The following is a 20,000-nucleotide window of genomic DNA, read 5'->3' on the forward strand; positions in this document are numbered from 1 at the left end:
GACCTACTCCAGGGGAATCGTCAGCTGATCGATCACGGCACGTGTGTCGGGCCGCACCCCGCGCCACCAGGCAAACGCCTCGGCGGCCTGCTCCACCAGCATGCCGACGCCATCGGCCAGGCGCGCCTGGCCCTGCTCGCGAGCCAGGCGCAGGAAAGGCGTGAGGCCTTTGCCATAGGCCAGCTCGTAGGCCAAGGCCGCCTCACCCAGCACATCAGCCGGCAGTGACGGCAAGTCAGCGGTCAGGCTCGCCGAGGTGGCGTTGACCACGATGTCGAACGATTGCCCTTCCAGCGCTTCGTAGCGGCTGATGCGCAGACGCGGGTGATCGAGCTCGTTACGCAGCGCCAGCGCCTTGGCCATGTCCCGGTTGGCGATCACCAGCTCGCGTGGGCCCGCCTGCAGGAACGGCAGCAACGCCCCGCGCACCGCGCCGCCAGCGCCCAGCAGCAGCACACGGCGGTTGCGCAGCGGCTCGCCAAGGTTCTCCTCGATGTCCCGCAGCAAACCGATGCCATCGAAGTTCTCGGCGACGATGCAGCCATCCTCGAACTTCAGCGCATTGGCCGCCCGTGCCAATTGCGCCCGCTCGGTGCGCCGGTCGGCCAGCTCGAAAGCACGCAGCTTGAACGGGGCAGTGATGTTCATGCCCTTCCCGCCTTCGCTACGAAACTGCAGTACCTGGGCTTCGAAGTCGTCCAGCGAGCCCTCGATAGCCCCGTATTCCAGCTGCTGGTTGCTGGCCTGGGCGAACAGGCCATGAATCAGTGGGGACTTGGTGTGGTTGATCGGTCGGCCGATCACTGCGTAGCGGTCGCTCATCGTGCATCTCCGTGGGTAAACAACACGCCATCCGCCTGCAGGGCTGTGATTTCTTCAGTGCTGAAGCCAAGCCCGGCGGCCACTTCGGCGTTGTGCTGGCCAAGGTCCGGGGCTACTTGGTGAATCGTGGTGTCACAGTCGGAAAAGCGGAACGGCAGGTTGGCCAGGCGCAGCGTGCCGTAGCGTGGGTGCTGCTGCTCGATGACCATGTTGCGTGCCTGGATCTGCGGGTCGGCCAGCACTTCGTCGATGCGTTGAACCTTGGCACTGGGGATGTCGATGCCATCGAGCAACGCGAGGATCTCGGCCACCCGACGCGCGCCAACCCAGTCGCGGACCACCGCCAGGATCGCCTCGCGGTGGGCGTTGCGGCCGTTGAGGCTGTGGTAGCGGCGGTCGCTGCCGAACGCGGGCGGGCCGCCGTTGGCTTCGAGCATGGCCGCGAAGCGCTGCCAGGCATCGTCGACCTGGGCGGCGATCACCAGGTCGCCGTCGGTGGCGCGGAACACGCCGTACAGGGTCGAGGTGGGCATGTCGTGGCCGGTTTGCTGGGGCAACACAGTGCCACCGGACAGCGTGTAACACTGCACCGCGTATTCGTGCATCGACACCAGGGTGTCGTACAGCGCCATGTCGATGTGCTGGCCACGGCCACTGCTCACCCGGCCGAGCAGCGCGGCATTGATCGCCGCCACCGCGTGGATGCCGGTGTACATATCGCCCAGGGAAATACGCAGCAGCGGCGGTGCCTCGCCCGGCACGCCCACCATCTGCATGATCCCGCTCTTGGCCTCGGCGATCAGGCCAAAGCCGGCGCGGTGGGCGTCCGGCCCGGTATGGCCGTAGGCGGAAATCGAGCAGTACACCAGGCGCGGGTTGCGCGCCGACAGCTCGGCGTAGCCCAGGCCCAGCTTGTCCAGGGCGCCGGGGCGGTAGTTCTCGATGAACACGTCGGCCGAATCGGTCAGGCGCTGCATGAACGCCTTGCCGCGCGGGTCTTTCATGTTGACGCTGACGCCCTGCTTGCCCATGTTCAGCTGCAGGAAATAGCCGCTCTGCTGGTCGTCCAGGGTGAACGCATGCTGGCGGCCAGCGTCGCCGCTACCCGGCCGCTCGACCTTGATCACCTCTGCGCCGAGCGCCGCCAGGCAACGGCCGACATAGGGGCCGGCGAGGAAGTGGCTGTAGTCAATGACGCGGATACCCGCCAATGGCAATGCCTGGCTCATGCTGCTGCCCTCCGCGGCACCATCAACCGGTGCTCGCCACGTTGCACGACTTCGCCGTGCTGGTTGATCAGTTCCGAAGGCAGCACCACGATGCCCCAGCCAGGTCGGCTGTTGCTCGGGCGCATCGCCCCCACCCGCATGCGCACGTGGAGCACGTCGTTGACCTTGATCGGCAGCACGAAGTCCCAGGTCCAGCCCAGCGACATGCCCGGTAGGAAGCGGTACTCGCACTGGGTCTTCAGGCCGTCGGCGATCGACAGCCCGAACAGGCCGTGGGCGACCAGGCAGCCAAAGTGGCTGGCGTTGGCGTAGGCCTCATCGACATGTACCGGGGTGTGGTCGCCGGTGAGGTCGGCGTAGGCCAGGATGCGTTCGCGGGTCACGGTGTAGGTCGGGCTGATGCACTCATCGCCTTCGCGGGCATCGTCCCAGTACTTTTCAATCACGCTCATGCCTGCACCTCCGCGCGCGGGTCGATGGCCAGTGCCTGGGCTACGCATTTGGCCGGCAGCGCCTGGATGAACTCCACCGCCAGGCCATCAGGCAGGCGCAGCCAGTTGCGGCCCTGGGGCATCTCACTGACGCCAAAGCGTTGGGCGGCGGCCAGCGCCGCTTCCAGGTCTTCGCACATGATGCCCAGGTGCGCCAGGCGCCCTTCCGGGCCAGCGAAGTCCGGCTGGTGAATGAACTGCAGGCCGCCGAGGGTCCAGTACTGTGCCGGCTGCTCGACGTCACCCTGCACTTCACGCATGGTCATGCCGCACACCTCGCTGAAAAAGCGGATATGCCACTGAATGTCCTGCACCCAGAACGCCACGTGTTCGAGGTAGGCTTTTGACTGGCTCATGGGGTTTCCCTCTTCTGGTGATCGGCCATGGCGCGCTCGATACCCTTGATGCAGGCCACCAGGGTCGCGTTGACCGGCGTGGCCACGCCATGGCGCTGGCCCCAGCGCACGACGGAGCCGTTGATGAAGTCGATTTCGGTGATCGAGTTTTTTTCCAGGCTCTGCAGCATCGAGGTGCGGAAGCTCGCCGGCAGACCCTCGGCGGCCAGTGACCAGGCAGCCTCGGGGCTGGTCAGGCTCAAGCGGATGCCGGCGCGCTCGGCCACGGCAATGGCCTCGGCCACGGCGGCCTTGGCGGTGCTTTCCAGCAGCGGCTCGCTGTACAGCTGGCCGTAGCTGAGCATGGTGATGCCGCTCAATGCACCGGTGGCGACGTTGACCAGCAGCTTGTCCCACATGGTGCCGAGGATGTTGTCGCTGACCGTGGTGGCCAGCCCGGCATTGTTGAACGCTTCGGCGATGGCCTGCACGCGGGGCGTCAGCTGGCCGTCGAGCTCACCGATGAAAGTCTGTTTGCCGGCCACACCGGCGCGGATCGAGCCCGGTGCGAGGAGCACGCCGCCGACATAGGTCTTGCCAGCCAGCACCCGCTCGCGACCCACCACTTCGGCCAGGATGTCCTCGTGGCCGAGCCCGTTCTGCAGCGACAGCACCAGCGTCTGTGGGCCTATCAGCGCGAGGGCACCGGCGATGGCCTCGGCAGTGTGAAACGACTTCACCAGCACCACCACCAAATCGGTCACGCCAACATCTTCGGCCTCAATGGCCGCGTTGACCGGTACATAGCGCTCGCCCCGTTCGTCCTGTACCCGCAGCCCATGCTGGTTCATCGCCTCGACGTGCGCGCGGCCGCGGTTCAGCAGCCAGGTTTCATGCCCTGCCTCGCTCAGGGCTGCGCCAATGGCGCACCCCAGTGCACCGGCGCCCAGAATGCAGATTTTCACGTCGCAGACCTCCTGTGATTTGCGATCACCTTATGCAGCGGGGTTTATTTGCGCTATACAATGACCTCAATACAGCTATTGAGAATCTCAATAATGACTACCCTGGAGGCCCTGCCCGAACCCAAGCTGCTGCAGCTGTTCGACGTGCTGTACCAATGCCGCAGCGTGACCCGCGCCGCCGAACAGTTAGGGCAGAGCCAGCCGACCATCAGCATCTGGCTGGCGCGCCTGCGCGAGCAATTGAACGACCCGCTGTTCGTGCGTACGCCGGGCGGCATGGCCCCTACCCCCCGCGCCGATCAGCTGATAGGGCCGTGCCGTGAGGTGCTGGAATCGCTGCGCCGGCTGACCGCCTGGGAGCCACAGTTCATCGCCGCCACAGCGCAGCGGCGTTTTCGCCTGTGTGTCAGCGATGCCAGCCACATCACCTTGCTGCCCAGCATCCTCAACCATCTGCGCAGCCATGCGCCGGGCATCCGCCTGGAGGCGGCGCGGATCGACGGCAATACCGAGAGCGCGCTGGAGTCGGGCGAAGCGGACCTGGCCATCGGCTTCGTGCCCTGGCTGGGAGGGGGGATGTATCAGCAGGTGCTGTTCGAGCAGGACTGGGTGTGCCTGAGCAACCCGCAGCATCCGCGCCTGGGCGATGGCATGAGCCTGGAGCGGTATCGGGCCGAGGGGCATGTGCAGATCAGTTTCGGCACCGGGCAGAAGCTGCTGGAAGCAGGGTTGGCGCGGGCCGGGATCGAACGGCGGATCATGCTCGAGCTGCCAGCGTTTCTCGGGTTAGGGATGATAATCGGGACTACCGATCTCCTGGGCACCTTGCCGCGGCATATCGGCCAGACACTGGCCGATATGCATGGGCTACAGGTCCATGACTGCCCGTTCGAAGTGGAGGGATTCACGGTCAAACAACATTGGCATGCCCGCTATCATCAGGACAATGGAAATCGATGGTTGAGGGAAGTCGTTCGCGGATTGTTTCAGTAAGCCCGCCAAGCAGGCTCCCGTTTCGACTTGGATAGCAGGTCTGATTCAAGCCATCCGCTCTGGCCGCACGCCTATCTTCGCGAAGGATGGGCTTGGGTCGTAAATTGGCATTCACGACCGGCCGCTTTCGACCAGAAGCGGTCGCTCGATTATTTACTATTACGCGAACGGCCTGTTTCTGAGCACTTGCTTAGGGCGTCTAGGCGTCCATGAGGACACAGTCGCCACCTCCCGATTTCTGGGACTGATGAGCAAACCTCATGAACCCTTGCCGATTTCACCGTCTAGTCCCCGCTCGTTAGCTCGCTTACTGTGCTCCCAACGCCAAATGTCGGGAGATCCAAATGCACAAGCGCACACTCGGAAACAGTTCACTCGAAGTGTCAGCCCTGGGTTTGGGTTGCATGGGACTGAGCCATGGCTACGGCCCGGCGACTGACACAAAACAAGCCATTGCGCTGATCCGATCGGCGGTTGACCGAGGCGTCACGCTCTTCGATACCGCCGAGGTTTACGGCCCTTACCTGAACGAACAAGTGGTAGGCGAAGCCCTCGCCCCGGTGCGCGATCAAGTGGTCATCGCCACCAAGTTCGGCTTCACCTTCGGCGACGACAATAAACAGCAGATTCTCAACAGCCGCCCTGAGCACATCCGGGTCGCGGTTGAGGGTTCGTTGCGTCGACTGAAGACCGATTACATCGATCTGCTTTACCAGCACCGCGTCGATCCGGATGTGCCGATCGAGGACGTCGCCGGGGTGGTGAAAGACTTGATTGGCGAAGGTAAGGTCAAGCACTTCGGCCTGTCGGAAGCTGGTGCGCAGACCATTCGCCGTGCGCACGCGGTGCAGCCGGTCGCAGCGTTGCAAAGCGAATACTCGCTGTGGTGGCGCGAGCCTGAGCAGGAAATCCTGCCGACGCTGTGGGAGTTAGGCATCGGCCTCGTGCCGTTCAGCCCATTGGGCAAAGGTTTTCTCACCGGCACGGTGTCGGCGCAGGCCACTTACGGCAGCGACGATTTCCGCAGCATCGTCCCCCGTTTCAGTCAGTCGGCGCTGCAAGCCAATCAGGGACTGGTGGTGTTGATTCGTCAGATCGCCGCGCAGAAACAAGCGACACCCGCACAGATCGCACTGGCATGGCTGCTCGCTCAGGCGCCATGGATTGTGCCGATTCCGGGGACAACCAAACTGCATCGCCTGGAAGAAAACCTCGGCGGCGCGGACATCACGCTTGACGCCTTCGAACTTAAGGCAATTGATACAGCGCTGGCGCAGATTCGCATCGAAGGCGAGCGTTATCCCGAGGCCCTTAAGGCGCGCGTAGGTCGATGAGCAACGATCACGACCCGCTGCGGCGCACGGTGATCGCCGCACTGGCCAGCGCCCCGCTGCTGTCGCTCGCCGACACGCAAGGCGTCCGTCAAACACCGCGCTCAGGCTCGCGGATTCTGGTCGCGTACTTCTCGCGCTCAGGCAATACCCGCGTGGTCGCCGGGCTGATCCAGCGTGGACTCGGTGCCGATCTCTTCGAGATTCGCCCGGCCCACGCCTACCCCGAGGACTATCTGCAAACCGTGGAGCAAGCGCGTCAGGAGCGTGACAGCGGCTTCGAGCCCGAGCTGCAAAACAAGGTTCACGCCCTCAGCGACTACGACACGATCTATCTCGGCTTTCCGATCTGGGGTGAAACCGCCCCGCCCATCGTGCGCGCCTTTCTCAGCGCCCACGACCTGACCGGCAAGACCCTCATCCCCTTCAATACCCACGGCGGTTATGGCTTGGGCAACAGCCGCAGCGTGCTGGTCGAGCACGCGCCTAAGGTTAGGGTTCTCGAAGGTTTTGTGATGGAGAGTGAGCAGGAGCGCAAGACCATGGAACGTGTGAACGGCTGGCTGAGCAATCACCCCTGCACGCGTTAATCGAATTCTGTACGGAGTGACATCATGAAAATCCGCACGTTGGGCAATGGCCTGGAAGTGTCTGCACTGGGCCTTGGCTGCATGAGCATGACCTCGGCTTATGGGCCGGCTGCCGACAAAGCCGGCATGATCAAGCTGATTCGTTCGGCCCACGAGCAAGGCATCACTTTGTTCGACACCGCCGAAGCGTATGGCCCGTTCGCCAATGAAGAACTGCTGGGCGAGGCCTTGCAGCCGATCCGCGATCAGGTCGTCATCGCCACCAAGTTCGGCTTCGATATCGACCTGATCACCGGCGCACGCGGCGGTGGAACCAACAGCCGCCCGGAACATATACGCGCCGTGGCCGAGGCGTCGTTGAAGCGTCTGCGCACCGATTGCATCGACCTGTTTTATCAGCACCGCGTCGATCCACAGGTCCCCATCGAAGACGTCGCCGGCACCGTCAAGGATCTGATCGCTGAGGGCAAGGTCAAGCATTTCGGCCTATCTGAGGCGGGTGTGCAAACCATTCGCCGGGCGCACGCGGTGCAAGCGGTCACGGCGGTGCAGAGCGAATATTCGCTGTTCTGGCGAGGCCCGGAGTTGGAGCTGCTGGCCGTACTGGAAGAACTGGGAATCGGTTTCGTACCGTTCAGTCCCCTCGGAGCCGGTTTCCTCACCGGCCAGATCGATGAGCACACGCAGTTCGATGCCAGCGATTTCCGCAACTTCGTCCCGCGTTTTTCCCCTGAAGCGCGCAAGGCCAATCTGGCATTGGTCGAGGTGGTGAAAGCCGTCGCGCAACGCAAACACGCCACGCCGGCGCAAGTGGCGCTGGCCTGGTTGCTCGCACAGAGACCGTGGATTGTGCCGATCCCAGGCACGACCAAACCCCATCGACTGGAAGAGAACCTGGGCGCAGTCGAACTGCAATTGACCGGTGACGATCTGCGCGAGATCAACCAACAGATGGCGCAGATTCAAGTGCACGGTGAACGCCTGCCGGAATCGGCACTGAAGATGACCGGACTCTGAGTCTGCCCAACGCGGCGCCACGTGCGGCGCCACTTTCGCGTCTGAACGGAGTTGACCCGATGAACCGATTGATTGCACCACTCGTTGCTTTGTCATTCATGGCGGCAGAATCCCAGGCCGCCAGCGAAATCCGCGTTACGCCGAACGGCTCGCAGCCCTCGGTCAAGGGCGCTGCTCAAAACTTTACCGGCACGGTGCGCGTTGATGGCCTGTTCAACGGTGATGCGCCGGCGCGCATCGGCGGCGGCACGGTGACCTTCGAGCCCGGCGCACGCACGGCGTGGCACACCCACCCGCTGGGGCAAACGCTGATCGTCACCGCCGGCGTCGGCTACGTGCAGCAAGAGGGCGGCCCGCGACAGGAAATCCGGCCGGGCGACACTGTCTGGATTCCGCCGCACACCCGTCACTGGCATGGCGCCACGGCCAGCAACGGCATGACCCACATCGCCATCGCTGAAGCCGAGGACGGCAACACCGTCACCTGGGCAGAACAGGTCTCGGAGGCGCAATACGCCGGCCAATGAAGTTACGGAATGTGTCGAAGTTGCTCGCCCGGCACCTTTATCGCAGTCCGTCATCCGCCCTGCAGGCCCCGCATCAGCGGGGTCGCGCCGGAATTGCAGCGGTAAGGTCAAGGTCGACTCATGAGCTCTGCTCAGAAGTCCATGCGCAATTTCGGGGTTAATCGATACAACCATCCTCCGTACGATCCAGCGACACCCCGGTGACCTGCAATGGATGGAGCCTTTCACGATGACCATTGACGCACGCAACAACGCTACCCTCCCCGCACTCATGGCGCTTTGTCTGGGCATCGGGGCGATGTTCAGCGTTACCACTCAAGCAGCCGAGGCATCGCAGACCATGGCCAGCAAGCCCACCAGCGCAGCCACGTTGTCGCGCCAACAACAAACGATCCCTCTGATCGCCGCGTTCATGGCGACCAGCGACATGCCCAACCTCAACACCGCGCTCAATCAAGGGCTCGATGCCGGCCTGACCATCAGTGAAACCCGGGAAATTCTGGTGCAGCTGTACGCCTATGTGGGCTTCCCGCGTAGCCTTAACGCCTTGAACGAGCTGATGACCGTGGTGCAGGCGCGCAAAAAGCGCGGTATCGAAGACGCACCGGGGCGTGAGCCGAGCCGGCCGACCCCGATCGGGGATGAGCTGCTGGCCGCCGGCACTGCAAATCAAACCGGGATCTCCGGCGCCCCGGTCAAAGGCCCGGTGTTCGAGTTCGCGCCAGTGATCAACCGTTTCCTGCAAACCCACCTGTTCGGCGACATCTTCGAGCGTGACAACCTCGACTGGCAAAGCCGCGAACTGGCGACCGTCGGGGCCCTGGCGGCAACGCCTGGGGTCGAGCCGCAACTACGCGCGCACATGGCGGCGAGCCTGCGCGTCGGTCTGAGCCCGGCACAGTTGCACGAGGTCACGGAACTGCTGAAAAAACACGGCGACGCGCAGACGGCTGAACGCGCCAACACCGCGTTGGCCCAGGCCCTCGCGGCGTCGGGGAAATGACATGAAATCTGCAAAGTACCTGCTGAGCATCACGCTGGTGAGCCTGTTGGCGGCCTGCGCGAACCACCCCGATGGCCCGTTGCTGATTCAACAACAAGGCAGCTTCGCCGCAGGCGGAACGGTGACCACTGCACCGGGCACCTTCAACCCGCACCAACCGATGACGCCCAATGGCCAGACCTACCATGGTGACCACGCCTACGCCTTCTATCAAATCCCGGTGGATGCGCGAAAGCTGCCCATCGTCATGTGGCACGGTGCGGGTCAGTTTTCCAAGACCTGGGAAACCACCGCCGATGGTCGCGAAGGCTTTCAGAACATCTTTCTACGCCGCCATTACGGCGTCTATCTGATCGATCAGCCCCGGCGTGGCGATGCTGGACGCAGCATGGTCGAGACCACAATCAAGCCTGTGCCTGACGAACAACTGTGGTTCAACCAGTTCCGCATCGGCTTGTGGCCCAACTACTTCAAGGGCGTGCAAGTGGCACAGGACGCCCAGACCCGCGAGCAGTTTTTTCGGGCGATGACGCCGAACACCGGGCCGTTCGACATGGGCGTGGTCGCTGATGGCGTGTCAGCACTTTTCGACAAAATCGGCCCAGGGATTTTATTCACCCACTCGCAAGGTGGCGGGCCGGGCTGGTTGACGGCGATCAAGAACGACAAGGTCAAGGCCATCGTGGCGTTCGAGCCGGGCAGCAGCTTCGTGTTTGCAGATGGTGAAGTGCCTGCGCCGATTCCCAGCGCGTTCGACACGGTGCAAGGCGCGGCGGTGCCGATGGAGCAATTCATGGCCCTCACTCGCATTCCGATCCTGATCCTTTACGGCGACAACATCCCGGAGCAGGCGGTCGACCTGCCCGCTCAGGACAGTTGGCGCGCACGCCTGGAAATGGCCAGGCTCTGGCGTGACGCGGTCAATCGCCACGGCGGTGATGTGAGACTGATCCACCTGCCGGAGATCGGCATTCACGGCAATACCCATTTCCCCATGTCGGATCTGAACAACGTGCAGATCGCTGACCTGGTCGCGCAATTCCTCAGAGATAAACAACTGGACTGACCCAAACACATCTGCAACTGCCGCCCTTTTGATTGCTCAGGAGCTTCAACGTGAAAAACACTCTCAAAGCCACGCTCATGTCGGCATTGGTCGGCCTCTCGGCGGGCGAAGCCTTGGCCGCCGATTACAAAAAGAACCCGTTCACCCTCACCTACGACGGCGCGATCAGCAAGAACGAACCGGGCAAGGTCAACATCCACCCGGTCAGCTATAAACTCAATGGTCTGGACATCGCCGCCAACGTTTACACGCCAGCCAACTACGATGCGAAGAAGACCTACCCGACCGTGGTCGTTGCCCACCCCAATGGCGGCGTGAAAGAACAAGTCGCCGGTCTGTATGCCCAACGCCTGGCCGAACAGGGCTACATCACCATCACGGCCGATGCGGCGTATCAGGGTGCCAGCGGTGGTCAGCCGCGCAGCATCGATAAACCGGCGTATCGCATCGAAGACATTCACGGCATGGCCGACTTCATCAGCCAATTTGCCGGCGTCGATGACAAGCGTCTGGGCCTGCTCGGCATCTGTGGTGGCGGTGGTTATTCGTTGGCGGCAGCGCAAACCGACAAACGCTTCAAATCGCTGGCAACCGTGAGCATGTTCAATTCGGGCCGGGTACGTCGCAACGGCTACAACGACTCGCAACTGGACAGCATTCAGCAACGCCTGCAACAGGCGTCAGCAGCCCGCGCGCAAGAAGCGGCCGGCGGCGCGGTGCTGTACTCGGGCGATGCCAACCTCACCGACGAGCAGATTGCCAAACTGCCCTTCGAGCTGTATCGCCAAGGTTATGAATACTACTGGAAGACCCACGCGCACCCGAACTCGACCTTCAAATACACCACCAGCAGCCTGATCGACTTGATGCGTTTCGACGCCACTGACCATATCGAGCTGATCAACCAACCGTTGCTGATGATCGCGGGCAGCAAAGCCGATAGCCTGTACATGACGCAGGACGCCTTTCCCAAAGCCACCGGCACCACCGACAAGGAAGTGTTTATCCTCGACGGCGCGACGCACATCGAAACCTATTGGGTGCCGCGTTATGTCGATGCCGCAATTGGCAAACTGACCGCGTTTTACGCCCGCACCTTGTAATTACCGCTCTTGGGGTCGCGCTTCCGTGTGTAACCTGCTTTCATGGATTAATCCCGCGCCCCTCATGAGAGGTTCTCATCAATGTCACGCGCCAATCTAAACGACCTGCAAGCCTTCGTGGTCATCACTCGCGAAGGCAGTTTCACCCGCGCGGCCGCTCAGCTTGGCGTCTCGCAGTCAGCGCTGAGCCACACCATGCGCGCGCTGGAAAGCCGATTGGGCGTCCGCCTGCTGACACGTACCACCCGCAGCGTGTCGCCCACCGAGGCGGGTCAGCGGCTGTATCAATCGATGGCGCCGAGGTTCGATGAAATTGAACTCGAACTGGCTGCGGTCAGCGAGTTTCGTGACACCCCAGCAGGCAATGTGCGGATTCAAGCATCCGAACATGCCGCCAACAATATTCTGTGGCCCAAGCTATTGAAGGTGCTACCCGACTATCCGGACATCAAAGTCGAAATCACTGTCGACTACGCCCTCTCCGACATCGTCGCGCAACGCTATGACGCCGGAGTACGTTTGGGAGATCAGGTGGCTAAGGACATGATCGCCGTTCCTATCGGCCCACCCTTGCGCATCGCGGTCGTGGGCTCACCCGAGTATTTCAAACAGCGGCCGGTGCCGAAGGAGCCCGGTGATCTGGCCGCGCAAAATTGCATCAATCTACGCCTACCCACCCATGGCAGCCTGATGCAATGGGATTTTGAGAAGGATGGTCACGAACTGAAGGCCCGTGTCGAAGGACAATGGACGTTCAACAGCAGCCTGCCGATCCTGCGTGCGGCCGTGGCGGGATGTGGCTTGGGGTTCCTGCCGGAGGACATGGTGGCGAAGGAGCTAGCGGACGGTAGCCTTGTGCGGGTATTGGAAGATTGGTGCCAACCCTTTGCCGGTTACCATCTCTACTACCCCAATCGCCGAGAACATTCGTCAGCGTTTGGCGTTGTAGTTGAAGCGTTACTCTACAAGCACTGAGTCATCGACCTTCAAGGCGTCTGACTTTTACCCGCCCCACAAACCCGCGAATGAGTAGATATCTTTGATCGACTGCAGGCGTACGCGACCGATTGCAATCGGTCGTTAGAAGTCCTTCGTGAAGGGCTGCTTTGGGTCCAGGCTGTGTGAAAACGCCTGCGATTGTCTAACCTTCTGATCGTCGAGATCGTGGCGCCAAGGCTGAGCATCTTCGACATCATAGGGCTACTTGAGGCGATCAGGGCGTGAATCCCGCCGCTTGCTGGCCCGTAAACAGGCATATGGGCCAGCAGCCCATATGGCCTTCTTCTCTTCTGCTCCACCGAAACACGCTAAACCTAAGTCAGATTCAACCCACCGTCTGAAAGGAGTATCTCGCCGGTCAAGTAGTCCGACTCGACCAGCATGACAACAGCTTTTGCGATGTCGTCTGGGCTGGCGGCCCTGCGCATGGGTGCGCGAGTTCGCCACAACTCTTGGGCCTCTGTCCACTCTGCGGTCAGAGGCGTGTCGACCAAGCCAGGCGCCACAGCGTTTACGCGAATGTCTGGCCCCAGCGATAGCGCGAGCAAGCGGGTCATGTGATTTAGCGCAGCTTTGCTTACCGCATAGGGAATCGATGCGCCCTTAGGACGGGTACCGGCATGCGAACTGATGTTTACGACGCAACCTGCTCGACGGTAACGGGCAGCATCGCGCAGTGCCGACTCGGCCAAAGCAACCAGATGGAACGGTGCCACGACATTAACCTCGTTAAGCTCGTGCCACACCGTCGAACTGGCAGCGGCAAGGTCGCCGTGCGCAATGACTCTGCTAATACCGGCGTTATTGACCAGTACGTCGAGCTGCCCCCACGCGGCGATAGCCTCGTTAACAAGCCTGACCCTGTCAGCTTCGACAGCAAGATCAGCTTGCAAGTAAATAGCCTGCTTCATTTCGGCAACCATCGCGCGTCCCGTATCCGCAGAATTTCGCGAATGGAGCACCACCGCATAGCCTGCCCGGCTAAGGACACGTGCAATGGCTGCACCGATACCGGACGTTGATCCTGTCACCAACGCAACGCGTAATGCGTTATCGGTTGTCGGATTGGGTGTCATATGGATATCTCGAATGGAGTGCTAAAGAGTAAGCGGCCAGCGTACACACCTTGCACAGATCAGTCAGCCATCCGCAGATGCGGAAGCAGTTGCTCGGTCTCACTGGCTCACTGCGTCGGCAGCCGCGTCAGCACATCGTTTAGCTACGCGCATGGGTCATGACCCTTCAGCCGCGCAGAAGCTGACAACGGGGGACACGCGAACATATCCGCTACCGGGAAACGCCACCTCCCCGCCTGCTTGGCCATCTACCAACGTCTGGACATCTGCGAAGACATCTGAAGCCAGGCTAGCCGGGACGACCCAATTATCAAAAATCCCGCCCTCCTCTCGATTCTGGCCACAAGTCACAAAATGCCGGTCCCAAACTTCTGCTTCAGGCGCATTGCCAAACAGCCAACGAGCCCTCTACAGCGATCGTCATCTTGCGTCTCCCAGGCCCTTGTCATGCGCAGACGTTTCAATCCATTTTCGATACTGGCGCGTGCGATAAGCCATGAAGAGCTGTTGCACGATCAGCGCGCGCAACGGCGAAACGCTCGGATCAGGCTTTTTAGCCCGGCTGAGTTTGCGCAGTTGAAACTTCACTACTGCCATGTTTGCCAAGGATGCGATGGCTTTGTTTTTCCAGGTGATCGCCGGCAATTGAGGGGCGTTGTCTTTGCCCTGCAACCAGTCACGAGGCAAGTGCGGATCGATGGCTAACGCCGTGCCGATACCCACCATGTCCACACCGCTCTGCACGACGCTTTCGGCCACCGCGCGGCGACGTATACCGCCAGTGACCATCACCGGCATTTTGGCGACGGTTTGGAGATCACGGGCGAACTCGACGAAATAAGCTTCGCGAGCCAGGGTGCGACCATCGCGCGCGTCACCCTGCATGGCGGGGACTTCGTAGCTGCCTCCCGATAATTCCACCATGTCTACGCCCAGGTCGTTGAGCCACTCAACGACCTTTTTCGCGTTTTCGGTGGTGAACCCTCCACGCTGGAAATCGGCGGAGTTGAGTTTGACCGCCACTGCAATATCCACAGAAACCACGGCCCTGACCGCCTTGACGATTTCGAGCAACAGGCGCGCCCGATTTTCCAGAGAGCCACCCCACTCGTCCTTCCTTTGGTTGGTCAACGGCGAAAGGAACTGGCTCAACAAATAGCCGTGGGCCGCGTGGATCTCCACACCTGTGAATCCGGCTTGTTCGCCCAGGCGTGCGGTGTTCGCAAAGCGCTGAATAACTTCTTCGATCACGCCGGGGGGCATCGCGTGAGGCGTGGCAAAACGCTTGGACATTGTGCCCAGTTCCAGCGGCACGGCTGACGGTGCCCAGGTTTTTTGCCCAAGATTGGACTGCATCTGCCGCCCTGGGTGGTTTATCTGCAACCAGAACTGCGCGCCGCCGGATCGACCAATACGCGCCCAGCGCTTGAACTTGTCCAGTTGCTGATCGTCCTGTAACACCACACCACCCGGTCCGGTCATGGCGCGGCCGTCGACCATCACATTGCCGGTGATAATCAGGCCGGCACCACCGTCGGCCCACGCTTGATAGAGACGCATGAGTGCTTCGGAAGGCGCCTGGTCGGCATCCGCCATGTTCTCTTCCATGGCGGCTTTGGCGATTCGGTTCTTGACGGTCGAACCGTTGGGAAGCATCAGGGTGTCGAACACATTCATGGAGCAGTCCTCAACTGGATATGCGGCCACCTTAAGTTTGAAGTCGACTTTAAGGTCAATACCTTTTTCAAGGTCAGTCGATTTTCAACGCGCCAGCACCTGGCAAGTGTGTCACCCGATGGGCGCCCGACAACCGAGTGGGGTGTTCAATCGAAGCCTTGGCAGCACCGGGTGAACAGCTCGAGCGCGAATCAAACCCCAGCGCCAGATGCGTCGGAAATTATTTGCAGCATTGGGGATTGACCTTAAAGCGAGGTTTAAGGTGAGCATGCGCTGACCTGCTTGAGTAATGGAACTCGGGTGATGCTCAAGACCGTTGTTTCTTATGCGTTGGTACTGATAGGTAGCGCTTTCATGACATTTTCAACTGCTGGCACCGCCGCTTCCACAATGACTGCCAAGAATCGCCAAATGCTGGTGATTCTGACCAATCACGCCAGATATCCCTCACGCACCGATTCCACGGGGTTGTGGCTTACTGAGCTGACGCATTTCACCGATGTGGTGGAGGCGGCTGGCTACAGCACAGTTTTTGCCAGTCCCAAAGGCGGTGCGGTGCCACTGGACGAGCGCAGTCTCGGTTGGCTGTACATGGACAAAGCCGCGCGTGAGCATTTGCAGTCCCCGGCCTTTCGCACTCGCTTGCAAAACACGCTGCCGATCGCCGATATCGATCCATCCCAGTTCGGCGTCATCTACTTCACCGGGGGCCATGGCGTGATGTGGGACTTCCCCAATAATCCCGACCTGCGACGTGTCGCCGAAACCATCTACAACCAGGGTGGCATCGTCTCGGCCGTCTGCCATGGCGTAGCGGGCCTGCTGGATCTGAAGGATGAAAAGGGCCAGTTGATCATCAAGGGCAAGAACATCACCGGCTTCTCTGATCGCGAAGAGCTGTTCTCCGGCATGAAAAACCAGGTGCCCTTCGTCCTTGAGGACAAGTTGGTGAGTCAGGGGGCTCGGTACCGCAAAGGCTGGCTGCCCTTCACGTCATTTGCCATCACGGATGGAAGGCTTGTCACCGGCCAAAACCCTCAATCGCCCAAAGCCGTAGCTGAAGCCGTGGTGGCGGTGCTCTCTGGCAACAACGTCGCTCGCTGACCCCTCAAGCAGTTCCCACCCGCGGAGTAAGACCGATTGAAACTCGCACGCACCGTATTAACAGGATTGCTGTTCAGCTCAATTGCCAACCAAGGGTTGGCGGGGACGCCTGAGATGCTCACGCCGACTGAAACCAGCACAATCGAAATCGCAGGCCACCCAGTGCCGGTCGTCAAAGGCGGCCTGTACGACCGTTATCGCTCGAACCCGCCCTTGTCGGTGATTGCAGCAGAGCTGCCGGGTGTTGATTTGAGCTGGTTCAAAGGACTGGAAAAGCACAAGGTCGACATCGGCTTCGAGTCATACTCCCCGAACTTTTACTACCAGAACAGTCGGGTAACGGCTGTCTACACGGCCGACTTGGACGCACTTCGGGCATTGATGCCGCCGGAAGTACTAGCAACCGCATCCCCCCTGCAAGTCTGGCCAGGCCGGGGCTTGGTTGCGTTTACTGCATACACCTATGAGCATTGTGATAACGACGCCTATAACGAAGTGGCCGTGTCGATCATTACCAAAACGCCAGGCAAAGCCAATCTGGGTCCGTTCACACTGATTGGCCAGTCGATGTCCGGCGACTTCTGGGGCTATGTACTCAAGCTGCCGGTCAATACCGAGCTCGCGCGGGTGCGTGGTGTCGTCGGTTACAACCTGCCTAAATGGCTGACCGGTATCGACCGCAAAGAAGATGCCCAGTCTGTGGTCTATGACATCACCGACAGCCAGACCGGAAAAGTCGACGTGTCCTTCAAAGCGAAGAAACTCGACAAGCTCTCTCGCGAAGTCGATATCGTCACCAGCAGCTTCACCAATCTCGATCATCAGGGCCAGTTGGCATACGGTTATGCGGTTTCCCGCCAACTGCGTCACGGCTCGAGCCGCGACGCAGATTCAGCCACCCTCACACTAGGCGACGGCGCTCTGTCGAATTACCTCCGCACCCTGAAGTTGGGGAAAATGATGAAGTACGAATACGTGCCAGCGTTTCAGAGTGCGCTCTATGCACCCAAACCGCTCGCCGGCCTGATTGGCGAGCGCTGAGACCTTTTGCGCCTGTCAGGCCCCGGAAGCCTGGCGGGTGTTTTTTCTCGTTGAAGACGTTACCGCACGCTTGCCGGACGCTTGACCAACCCCTTCTTCACGCAAACGATTTATCAGCATTTGCGCATTGTCCGCACACGCCATGCCTTCGGGCTTACCCTCGATGCCTTCGATGACGAGCAGAAGTTGCGCTTTGTTTTGTGCCAGCCGTTCCTCCAGCGCACTGATTTCCTCAACCTTTTGCTTGAGCCCAGTGAGCAACTCGTCGTGCCGCCAGCCACTGGCGTCCATCGGCATCAACTGCCGGATCTCCTCCAAAGAAAAACCTGCTGCCTGTGCGCTGGTTATGAGTTGCAGCACCCATTCGGTATCAGGCGCATAGTCCCGGTATCCATTGGCCTTGCGCTCGACGGCGCTGATCAAGCCACTGGCTTCATAGAAACGGATGCGTGACGGAGCCAGCCCACTGATTTTTGCCAGTTCGCCTATTCTCATACCTCACCCTGAAAAACCTATTGACCTTAAAGTTGACTTTAAATCTAAAGTCACCGGGCGGCCAAGCACAACGTGTGACTTGGTCGCCTTGGTTTCATAGGGAAGCGGAGGCCGCGGATTCGATCATTCGTACACAATCACGCGTTCAGTGGCCGCTGATATCGTTCAGCCGCGTGGGTTTGTCGAATGTCAGACATCAGCCCTTGACGTGCACCTTCCAGCGCATCCCAGCGCTCGGCAACATGAAGTGGCGGGATGGTTACCAACTCGCGACGGTCGAAACCGACAAGTGCGGCATCGACCAGCTCACCGACCTCCATCACCTCCGGGAGTGTGTTGACGTCAATGCCGGCACGCGCCCAGATCTCGGTACGGGTCGCGGCTGGCAGCACCGCTTGCACGTACACGCCCTTGGGTGACAGCTCCTGACTCAGCCCCTGTGACAGAAACAGCACGAAGGCTTTGGTAGCGCCGTAGATGGACATGCCGAACTCGGGCAATTTCCAGGCGTGACGCTTACCACGGCGGTCAGTGTTTCCTTGCTTCCCCCCATCGAGGAGAACTGCCTGAGGGCCGACGCCGACGCAGATGACTACTACCGCAGCAAGATCCTCGCTGACCGTGTCGTGTTGTCGTTCCTTGAGAGCCCCCCCCAGATGCATGCCTGTATGGTCCTGCCTGGCTGGATGTGGGGGCCTGGCGACATTGGCCCAACCTCGTCGGGGCAATTGGTCAACGATGTGGTACAGGGCAAATTGCCCGGGTTGATCCCTGGCAGTTTTTCCATTGTCGATGCCCGTGATGTGGCATTGGCACACATTGCCGCAGCCAGACATGGGCGCCGAGGTGAGCGCTATCTCGCGGCGGGTCGACATATGACAATGCGCGAACTGATGCCTGTTTTAGGACGCATGGCGGGCGTCAAGACACCCGCCCGACAAATACCGCTGCCCTTTCTATACACCTTGGCGGCTGTTCAGGAGATCTATGCGCGCCTGACCGGCAGACCCATTCTGCTGAGCATGGCCACGTTGCGTCTACTGGTTCGAGAGCAGGACCGCACCCGTTTCGACCACCGCAAGAGTGAACAGGAGCTTGGGCTGAGTTTCCGGGCACTCGAGCTGACAATCGCCGACACCGTGGCGTGGTACCGTGATCATGGCGGGTTTGAAAAAGGCAGCCTGCTGTGAGCGGGGAAATAATCCTGATGCGCCACGGCCAGCCAAAACGAGTCACAGCCGTTGTTCGGTCACGGTTTCATGAATCGGATGATCTCCAAACACCTGATGGCAGACGGATGGAAACATCAAACGCGTAACGGCAGCCAGTATTGGAGTGCGACGGTCTATCGATATGCAGGTGTTGAAGCGTGAATCGCCCGGATTCCGAAGACACATCTCGGCGACAGTGACTGACCTGTAAGTCGGTGGCAAATGCACACGCCTTAATGGACAATCCGGCGCCTCAAATAGTTATTGCCAAGGAACGGACATGGCACTGACCAGCAAGATTACCCCCTACGATCCCACATGGCCCGCCCGCTTCCTGACAGACAAGCCACTCATTGCCTCGGCATTCGACGCTGAACTGATTGCTATCCACCACGTTGGAAGCACGTCTGTCCCAGGGCTGGCGGCGAAGCCCGAACTCGATGTGCTCATTGAGGTTCACGCGCATCGCAATACTTCGGCGCGGGACGAGGTGTTGATGGCTCTGGGGTATGTACGGGGAAGTGATCTGTCAGAGGGCCATCATTTCTACCGGCGCAATGTGGATGGGATTCGCACGCACAAGCTCCATGTTTGTACCCGCGACCACCTGACGATCACTCAGATGCTGGGGTTCAGAGATTTGCTTAGGCGCGATGCCTCGATCCGCCAACAGTATGAAACGCTGAAGCTTCAGTTGGAGTCGAGCAATACGGGTGGGATGGCTGAGTATCTAGAGAAGAAGGCGCCTTTCATTATCGCGGCGCTGCTTCATGCCGGTATAACCACGCGTGAATGATCGATTCTTCTGGCACTCCCCTTCCTCCCGACAGTAGCGACGAAGTCACCACTTCGATTGCGGCCAGCTTGACCGGCCGCCGGCAACGCCTGGAACAAAGCCCCTCATATCAAGGAACAACTTTCATGA

Annotated in this window: 21 protein-coding genes and 3 pseudogenes; 14 read left to right on the plus strand and 10 right to left on the minus strand. The window is 60.5% G+C overall.

What is annotated here, in order from left to right:
• Positions 1–3: 3 nt before the first annotated feature.
• Genes aroE through KW568_RS15795 form a run of 5 tightly spaced genes read right to left on the minus strand, consistent with a single transcriptional unit; the run spans position 4 to position 3,842 of the window.
• Positions 4–822 (minus strand): shikimate dehydrogenase, encoded by an 819-nt coding sequence (gene aroE, locus KW568_RS15775; RefSeq protein ID WP_004576663.1) that lies wholly within the window; start codon positions 820–822, stop codon positions 4–6.
• On the minus strand, positions 819–2,051 hold the full coding sequence (locus KW568_RS15780) for a CaiB/BaiF CoA-transferase family protein (RefSeq protein ID WP_004576664.1): 1,233 nt from the start codon (positions 2,049–2,051) through the stop codon (positions 819–821). Before KW568_RS15780 ends, aroE begins: the two co-directional genes overlap by 4 nt.
• Entirely contained in the window at positions 2,048–2,503 is a 456-nt protein-coding gene (locus KW568_RS15785; protein ID WP_004576665.1) for a MaoC family dehydratase, read from the minus strand. Before KW568_RS15785 ends, KW568_RS15780 begins: the two co-directional genes overlap by 4 nt.
• The gene (locus KW568_RS15790; protein WP_003248238.1) at positions 2,500–2,898 is read right to left on the minus strand and encodes a VOC family protein; all 399 of its coding nucleotides are present in this window, start codon (positions 2,896–2,898) and stop codon (positions 2,500–2,502) included. The genes KW568_RS15785 and KW568_RS15790 overlap by 4 nt, the downstream gene beginning before the upstream one ends.
• Positions 2,895–3,842: a ketopantoate reductase family protein gene (locus tag KW568_RS15795; RefSeq protein WP_003248236.1), complete on the minus strand. Its 948-nt coding sequence runs from the start codon at positions 3,840–3,842 to the stop codon at positions 2,895–2,897. The genes KW568_RS15790 and KW568_RS15795 overlap by 4 nt, the downstream gene beginning before the upstream one ends.
• A gap of 93 nt (positions 3,843–3,935) precedes the next feature.
• Between KW568_RS15795 and KW568_RS15800 the strand changes: the two genes are divergently transcribed.
• The 9 genes from KW568_RS15800 (at position 3,936) to KW568_RS15840 (ending at position 12,447) form a co-directional block, all read left to right on the plus strand.
• Entirely contained in the window at positions 3,936–4,835 is a 900-nt protein-coding gene (locus KW568_RS15800; protein ID WP_003248234.1) for a LysR family transcriptional regulator, read from the plus strand.
• 344 nt (positions 4,836–5,179) lie between these two features.
• Positions 5,180–6,169, plus strand: coding sequence for an aldo/keto reductase (locus KW568_RS15805; RefSeq protein ID WP_004576666.1), 990 nt, complete (start codon positions 5,180–5,182; stop codon positions 6,167–6,169).
• Positions 6,166–6,756: a flavodoxin gene (locus KW568_RS15810; RefSeq protein WP_003248230.1), complete on the plus strand. Its 591-nt coding sequence runs from the start codon at positions 6,166–6,168 to the stop codon at positions 6,754–6,756. Before KW568_RS15805 ends, KW568_RS15810 begins: the two co-directional genes overlap by 4 nt.
• A 24-nt stretch (positions 6,757–6,780) precedes the next feature.
• Complete coding sequence (locus KW568_RS15815; protein WP_003248228.1) at positions 6,781–7,773, plus strand: aldo/keto reductase; 993 nt, start codon at positions 6,781–6,783, stop codon at positions 7,771–7,773.
• 59 nt (positions 7,774–7,832) lie between these two features.
• Positions 7,833–8,300, plus strand: coding sequence for a cupin domain-containing protein (locus tag KW568_RS15820; RefSeq protein WP_003248227.1), 468 nt, complete (start codon positions 7,833–7,835; stop codon positions 8,298–8,300).
• 229 nt (positions 8,301–8,529) lie between these two features.
• Complete coding sequence (locus KW568_RS15825) at positions 8,530–9,303, plus strand: carboxymuconolactone decarboxylase family protein (protein ID WP_003248225.1); 774 nt, start codon at positions 8,530–8,532, stop codon at positions 9,301–9,303.
• Between the two features lie 121 nt (positions 9,304–9,424).
• Positions 9,425–10,369 carry an alpha/beta fold hydrolase gene (locus tag KW568_RS15830; RefSeq protein WP_175442749.1) on the plus strand — a complete coding sequence of 315 codons (945 nt, stop codon included), beginning with the start codon at positions 9,425–9,427 and terminating at the stop codon, positions 10,367–10,369.
• A 50-nt stretch (positions 10,370–10,419) separates the two neighbouring features.
• Positions 10,420–11,472 carry an alpha/beta hydrolase gene (locus KW568_RS15835; protein ID WP_004576668.1) on the plus strand — a complete coding sequence of 351 codons (1,053 nt, stop codon included), beginning with the start codon at positions 10,420–10,422 and terminating at the stop codon, positions 11,470–11,472.
• Between the two features lie 81 nt (positions 11,473–11,553).
• Positions 11,554–12,447, plus strand: coding sequence for a LysR family transcriptional regulator (locus KW568_RS15840; protein ID WP_003248221.1), 894 nt, complete (start codon positions 11,554–11,556; stop codon positions 12,445–12,447).
• Between the two features lie 338 nt (positions 12,448–12,785).
• Here the strand turns inward: KW568_RS15840 and KW568_RS15845 are convergent, their stop codons facing one another.
• The 3 genes from KW568_RS15845 to KW568_RS15850 form a co-directional block, all read right to left on the minus strand.
• The gene (locus KW568_RS15845; protein WP_019751731.1) at positions 12,786–13,547 is read right to left on the minus strand and encodes an SDR family NAD(P)-dependent oxidoreductase; all 762 of its coding nucleotides are present in this window, start codon (positions 13,545–13,547) and stop codon (positions 12,786–12,788) included.
• Positions 13,548–13,703: 156 nt separating this feature from the next.
• On the minus strand, positions 13,704–13,898 hold the full coding sequence (locus KW568_RS31160) for a DUF6196 family protein (RefSeq protein ID WP_409077976.1): 195 nt from the start codon (positions 13,896–13,898) through the stop codon (positions 13,704–13,706).
• A gap of 69 nt (positions 13,899–13,967) precedes the next feature.
• Entirely contained in the window at positions 13,968–15,224 is a 1,257-nt protein-coding gene (locus KW568_RS15850; protein WP_004576670.1) for an NADH:flavin oxidoreductase/NADH oxidase family protein, read from the minus strand.
• A 300-nt stretch (positions 15,225–15,524) separates the two neighbouring features.
• Here KW568_RS15850 and KW568_RS15855 point away from each other — a divergent pair, with 300 nt between their 5' ends.
• Positions 15,525–16,328 (plus strand): type 1 glutamine amidotransferase domain-containing protein, encoded by an 804-nt coding sequence (locus tag KW568_RS15855; RefSeq protein WP_033726764.1) that lies wholly within the window; start codon positions 15,525–15,527, stop codon positions 16,326–16,328.
• Positions 16,329–16,442: 114 nt separating this feature from the next.
• On the plus strand, positions 16,443–17,369 hold the full coding sequence (locus tag KW568_RS15860; RefSeq protein WP_004576672.1) for a hypothetical protein: 927 nt from the start codon (positions 16,443–16,445) through the stop codon (positions 17,367–17,369).
• A 15-nt stretch (positions 17,370–17,384) separates the two neighbouring features.
• Here the strand turns inward: KW568_RS15860 and KW568_RS15865 are convergent, their stop codons facing one another.
• Together KW568_RS15865 and KW568_RS15870 are read right to left on the minus strand one after the other, a co-directional pair.
• On the minus strand, positions 17,385–17,864 hold the full coding sequence (locus tag KW568_RS15865; RefSeq protein ID WP_004576673.1) for a MerR family transcriptional regulator: 480 nt from the start codon (positions 17,862–17,864) through the stop codon (positions 17,385–17,387).
• Positions 17,865–18,001: 137 nt separating this feature from the next.
• Positions 18,002–18,361 (minus strand): annotated as a pseudogene (locus tag KW568_RS15870) (SDR family NAD(P)-dependent oxidoreductase); the annotation flags it as partial.
• A gap of 54 nt (positions 18,362–18,415) precedes the next feature.
• On the opposite strand from KW568_RS15870, the pseudogene KW568_RS15875 reads away from it, so the two are divergent.
• The 3 genes and pseudogenes from KW568_RS15875 to KW568_RS15885 form a co-directional block, all read left to right on the plus strand.
• Positions 18,416–19,054, plus strand: a pseudogene (locus KW568_RS15875) (oxidoreductase); the annotation flags it as partial.
• A 51-nt stretch (positions 19,055–19,105) separates the two neighbouring features.
• Positions 19,106–19,237, plus strand: a pseudogene (locus tag KW568_RS15880) (histidine phosphatase family protein); the annotation flags it as partial.
• A 118-nt stretch (positions 19,238–19,355) separates the two neighbouring features.
• The gene (locus tag KW568_RS15885) at positions 19,356–19,871 is read left to right on the plus strand and encodes a GrpB family protein (RefSeq protein WP_003248206.1); all 516 of its coding nucleotides are present in this window, start codon (positions 19,356–19,358) and stop codon (positions 19,869–19,871) included.
• Positions 19,872–20,000 lie beyond the last annotated feature (129 nt).

Source organism: Pseudomonas sp. HD6515 (genome assembly GCF_024971855.1).
Taxonomy (GTDB): Bacteria; Pseudomonadota; Gammaproteobacteria; order Pseudomonadales; family Pseudomonadaceae; genus Aquipseudomonas; species Aquipseudomonas alloputida.

Excerpts from the sequence above, each read along its gene's own strand:
- aroE (WP_004576663.1), bottom strand. The coding sequence starts at position 822 with ATGAGCGACCGCTACGCAGTGATCGGCCGACCGATCAACCACACCAAG.
- KW568_RS15780 (WP_004576664.1), bottom strand. The coding sequence starts at position 2,051 with ATGAGCCAGGCATTGCCATTGGCGGGTATCCGCGTCATTGACTACAGC.
- KW568_RS15785 (WP_004576665.1), bottom strand. The coding sequence starts at position 2,503 with ATGAGCGTGATTGAAAAGTACTGGGACGATGCCCGCGAAGGCGATGAG.
- KW568_RS15790 (WP_003248238.1), bottom strand. The coding sequence starts at position 2,898 with ATGAGCCAGTCAAAAGCCTACCTCGAACACGTGGCGTTCTGGGTGCAG.
- KW568_RS15800 (WP_003248234.1), top strand. The coding sequence starts at position 3,936 with ATGACTACCCTGGAGGCCCTGCCCGAACCCAAGCTGCTGCAGCTGTTC.
- KW568_RS15805 (WP_004576666.1), top strand. The coding sequence starts at position 5,180 with ATGCACAAGCGCACACTCGGAAACAGTTCACTCGAAGTGTCAGCCCTG.
- KW568_RS15810 (WP_003248230.1), top strand. The coding sequence starts at position 6,166 with ATGAGCAACGATCACGACCCGCTGCGGCGCACGGTGATCGCCGCACTG.
- KW568_RS15815 (WP_003248228.1), top strand. The coding sequence starts at position 6,781 with ATGAAAATCCGCACGTTGGGCAATGGCCTGGAAGTGTCTGCACTGGGC.
- KW568_RS15820 (WP_003248227.1), top strand. The coding sequence starts at position 7,833 with ATGAACCGATTGATTGCACCACTCGTTGCTTTGTCATTCATGGCGGCA.
- KW568_RS15825 (WP_003248225.1), top strand. The coding sequence starts at position 8,530 with ATGACCATTGACGCACGCAACAACGCTACCCTCCCCGCACTCATGGCG.
- KW568_RS15840 (WP_003248221.1), top strand. The coding sequence starts at position 11,554 with ATGTCACGCGCCAATCTAAACGACCTGCAAGCCTTCGTGGTCATCACT.
- KW568_RS15845 (WP_019751731.1), bottom strand. The coding sequence starts at position 13,547 with ATGACACCCAATCCGACAACCGATAACGCATTACGCGTTGCGTTGGTG.
- KW568_RS15850 (WP_004576670.1), bottom strand. The coding sequence starts at position 15,224 with ATGAATGTGTTCGACACCCTGATGCTTCCCAACGGTTCGACCGTCAAG.
- KW568_RS15860 (WP_004576672.1), top strand. The coding sequence starts at position 16,443 with ATGCTCACGCCGACTGAAACCAGCACAATCGAAATCGCAGGCCACCCA.
- KW568_RS15865 (WP_004576673.1), bottom strand. The coding sequence starts at position 17,864 with ATGAGAATAGGCGAACTGGCAAAAATCAGTGGGCTGGCTCCGTCACGC.
- KW568_RS15885 (WP_003248206.1), top strand. The coding sequence starts at position 19,356 with ATGGCACTGACCAGCAAGATTACCCCCTACGATCCCACATGGCCCGCC.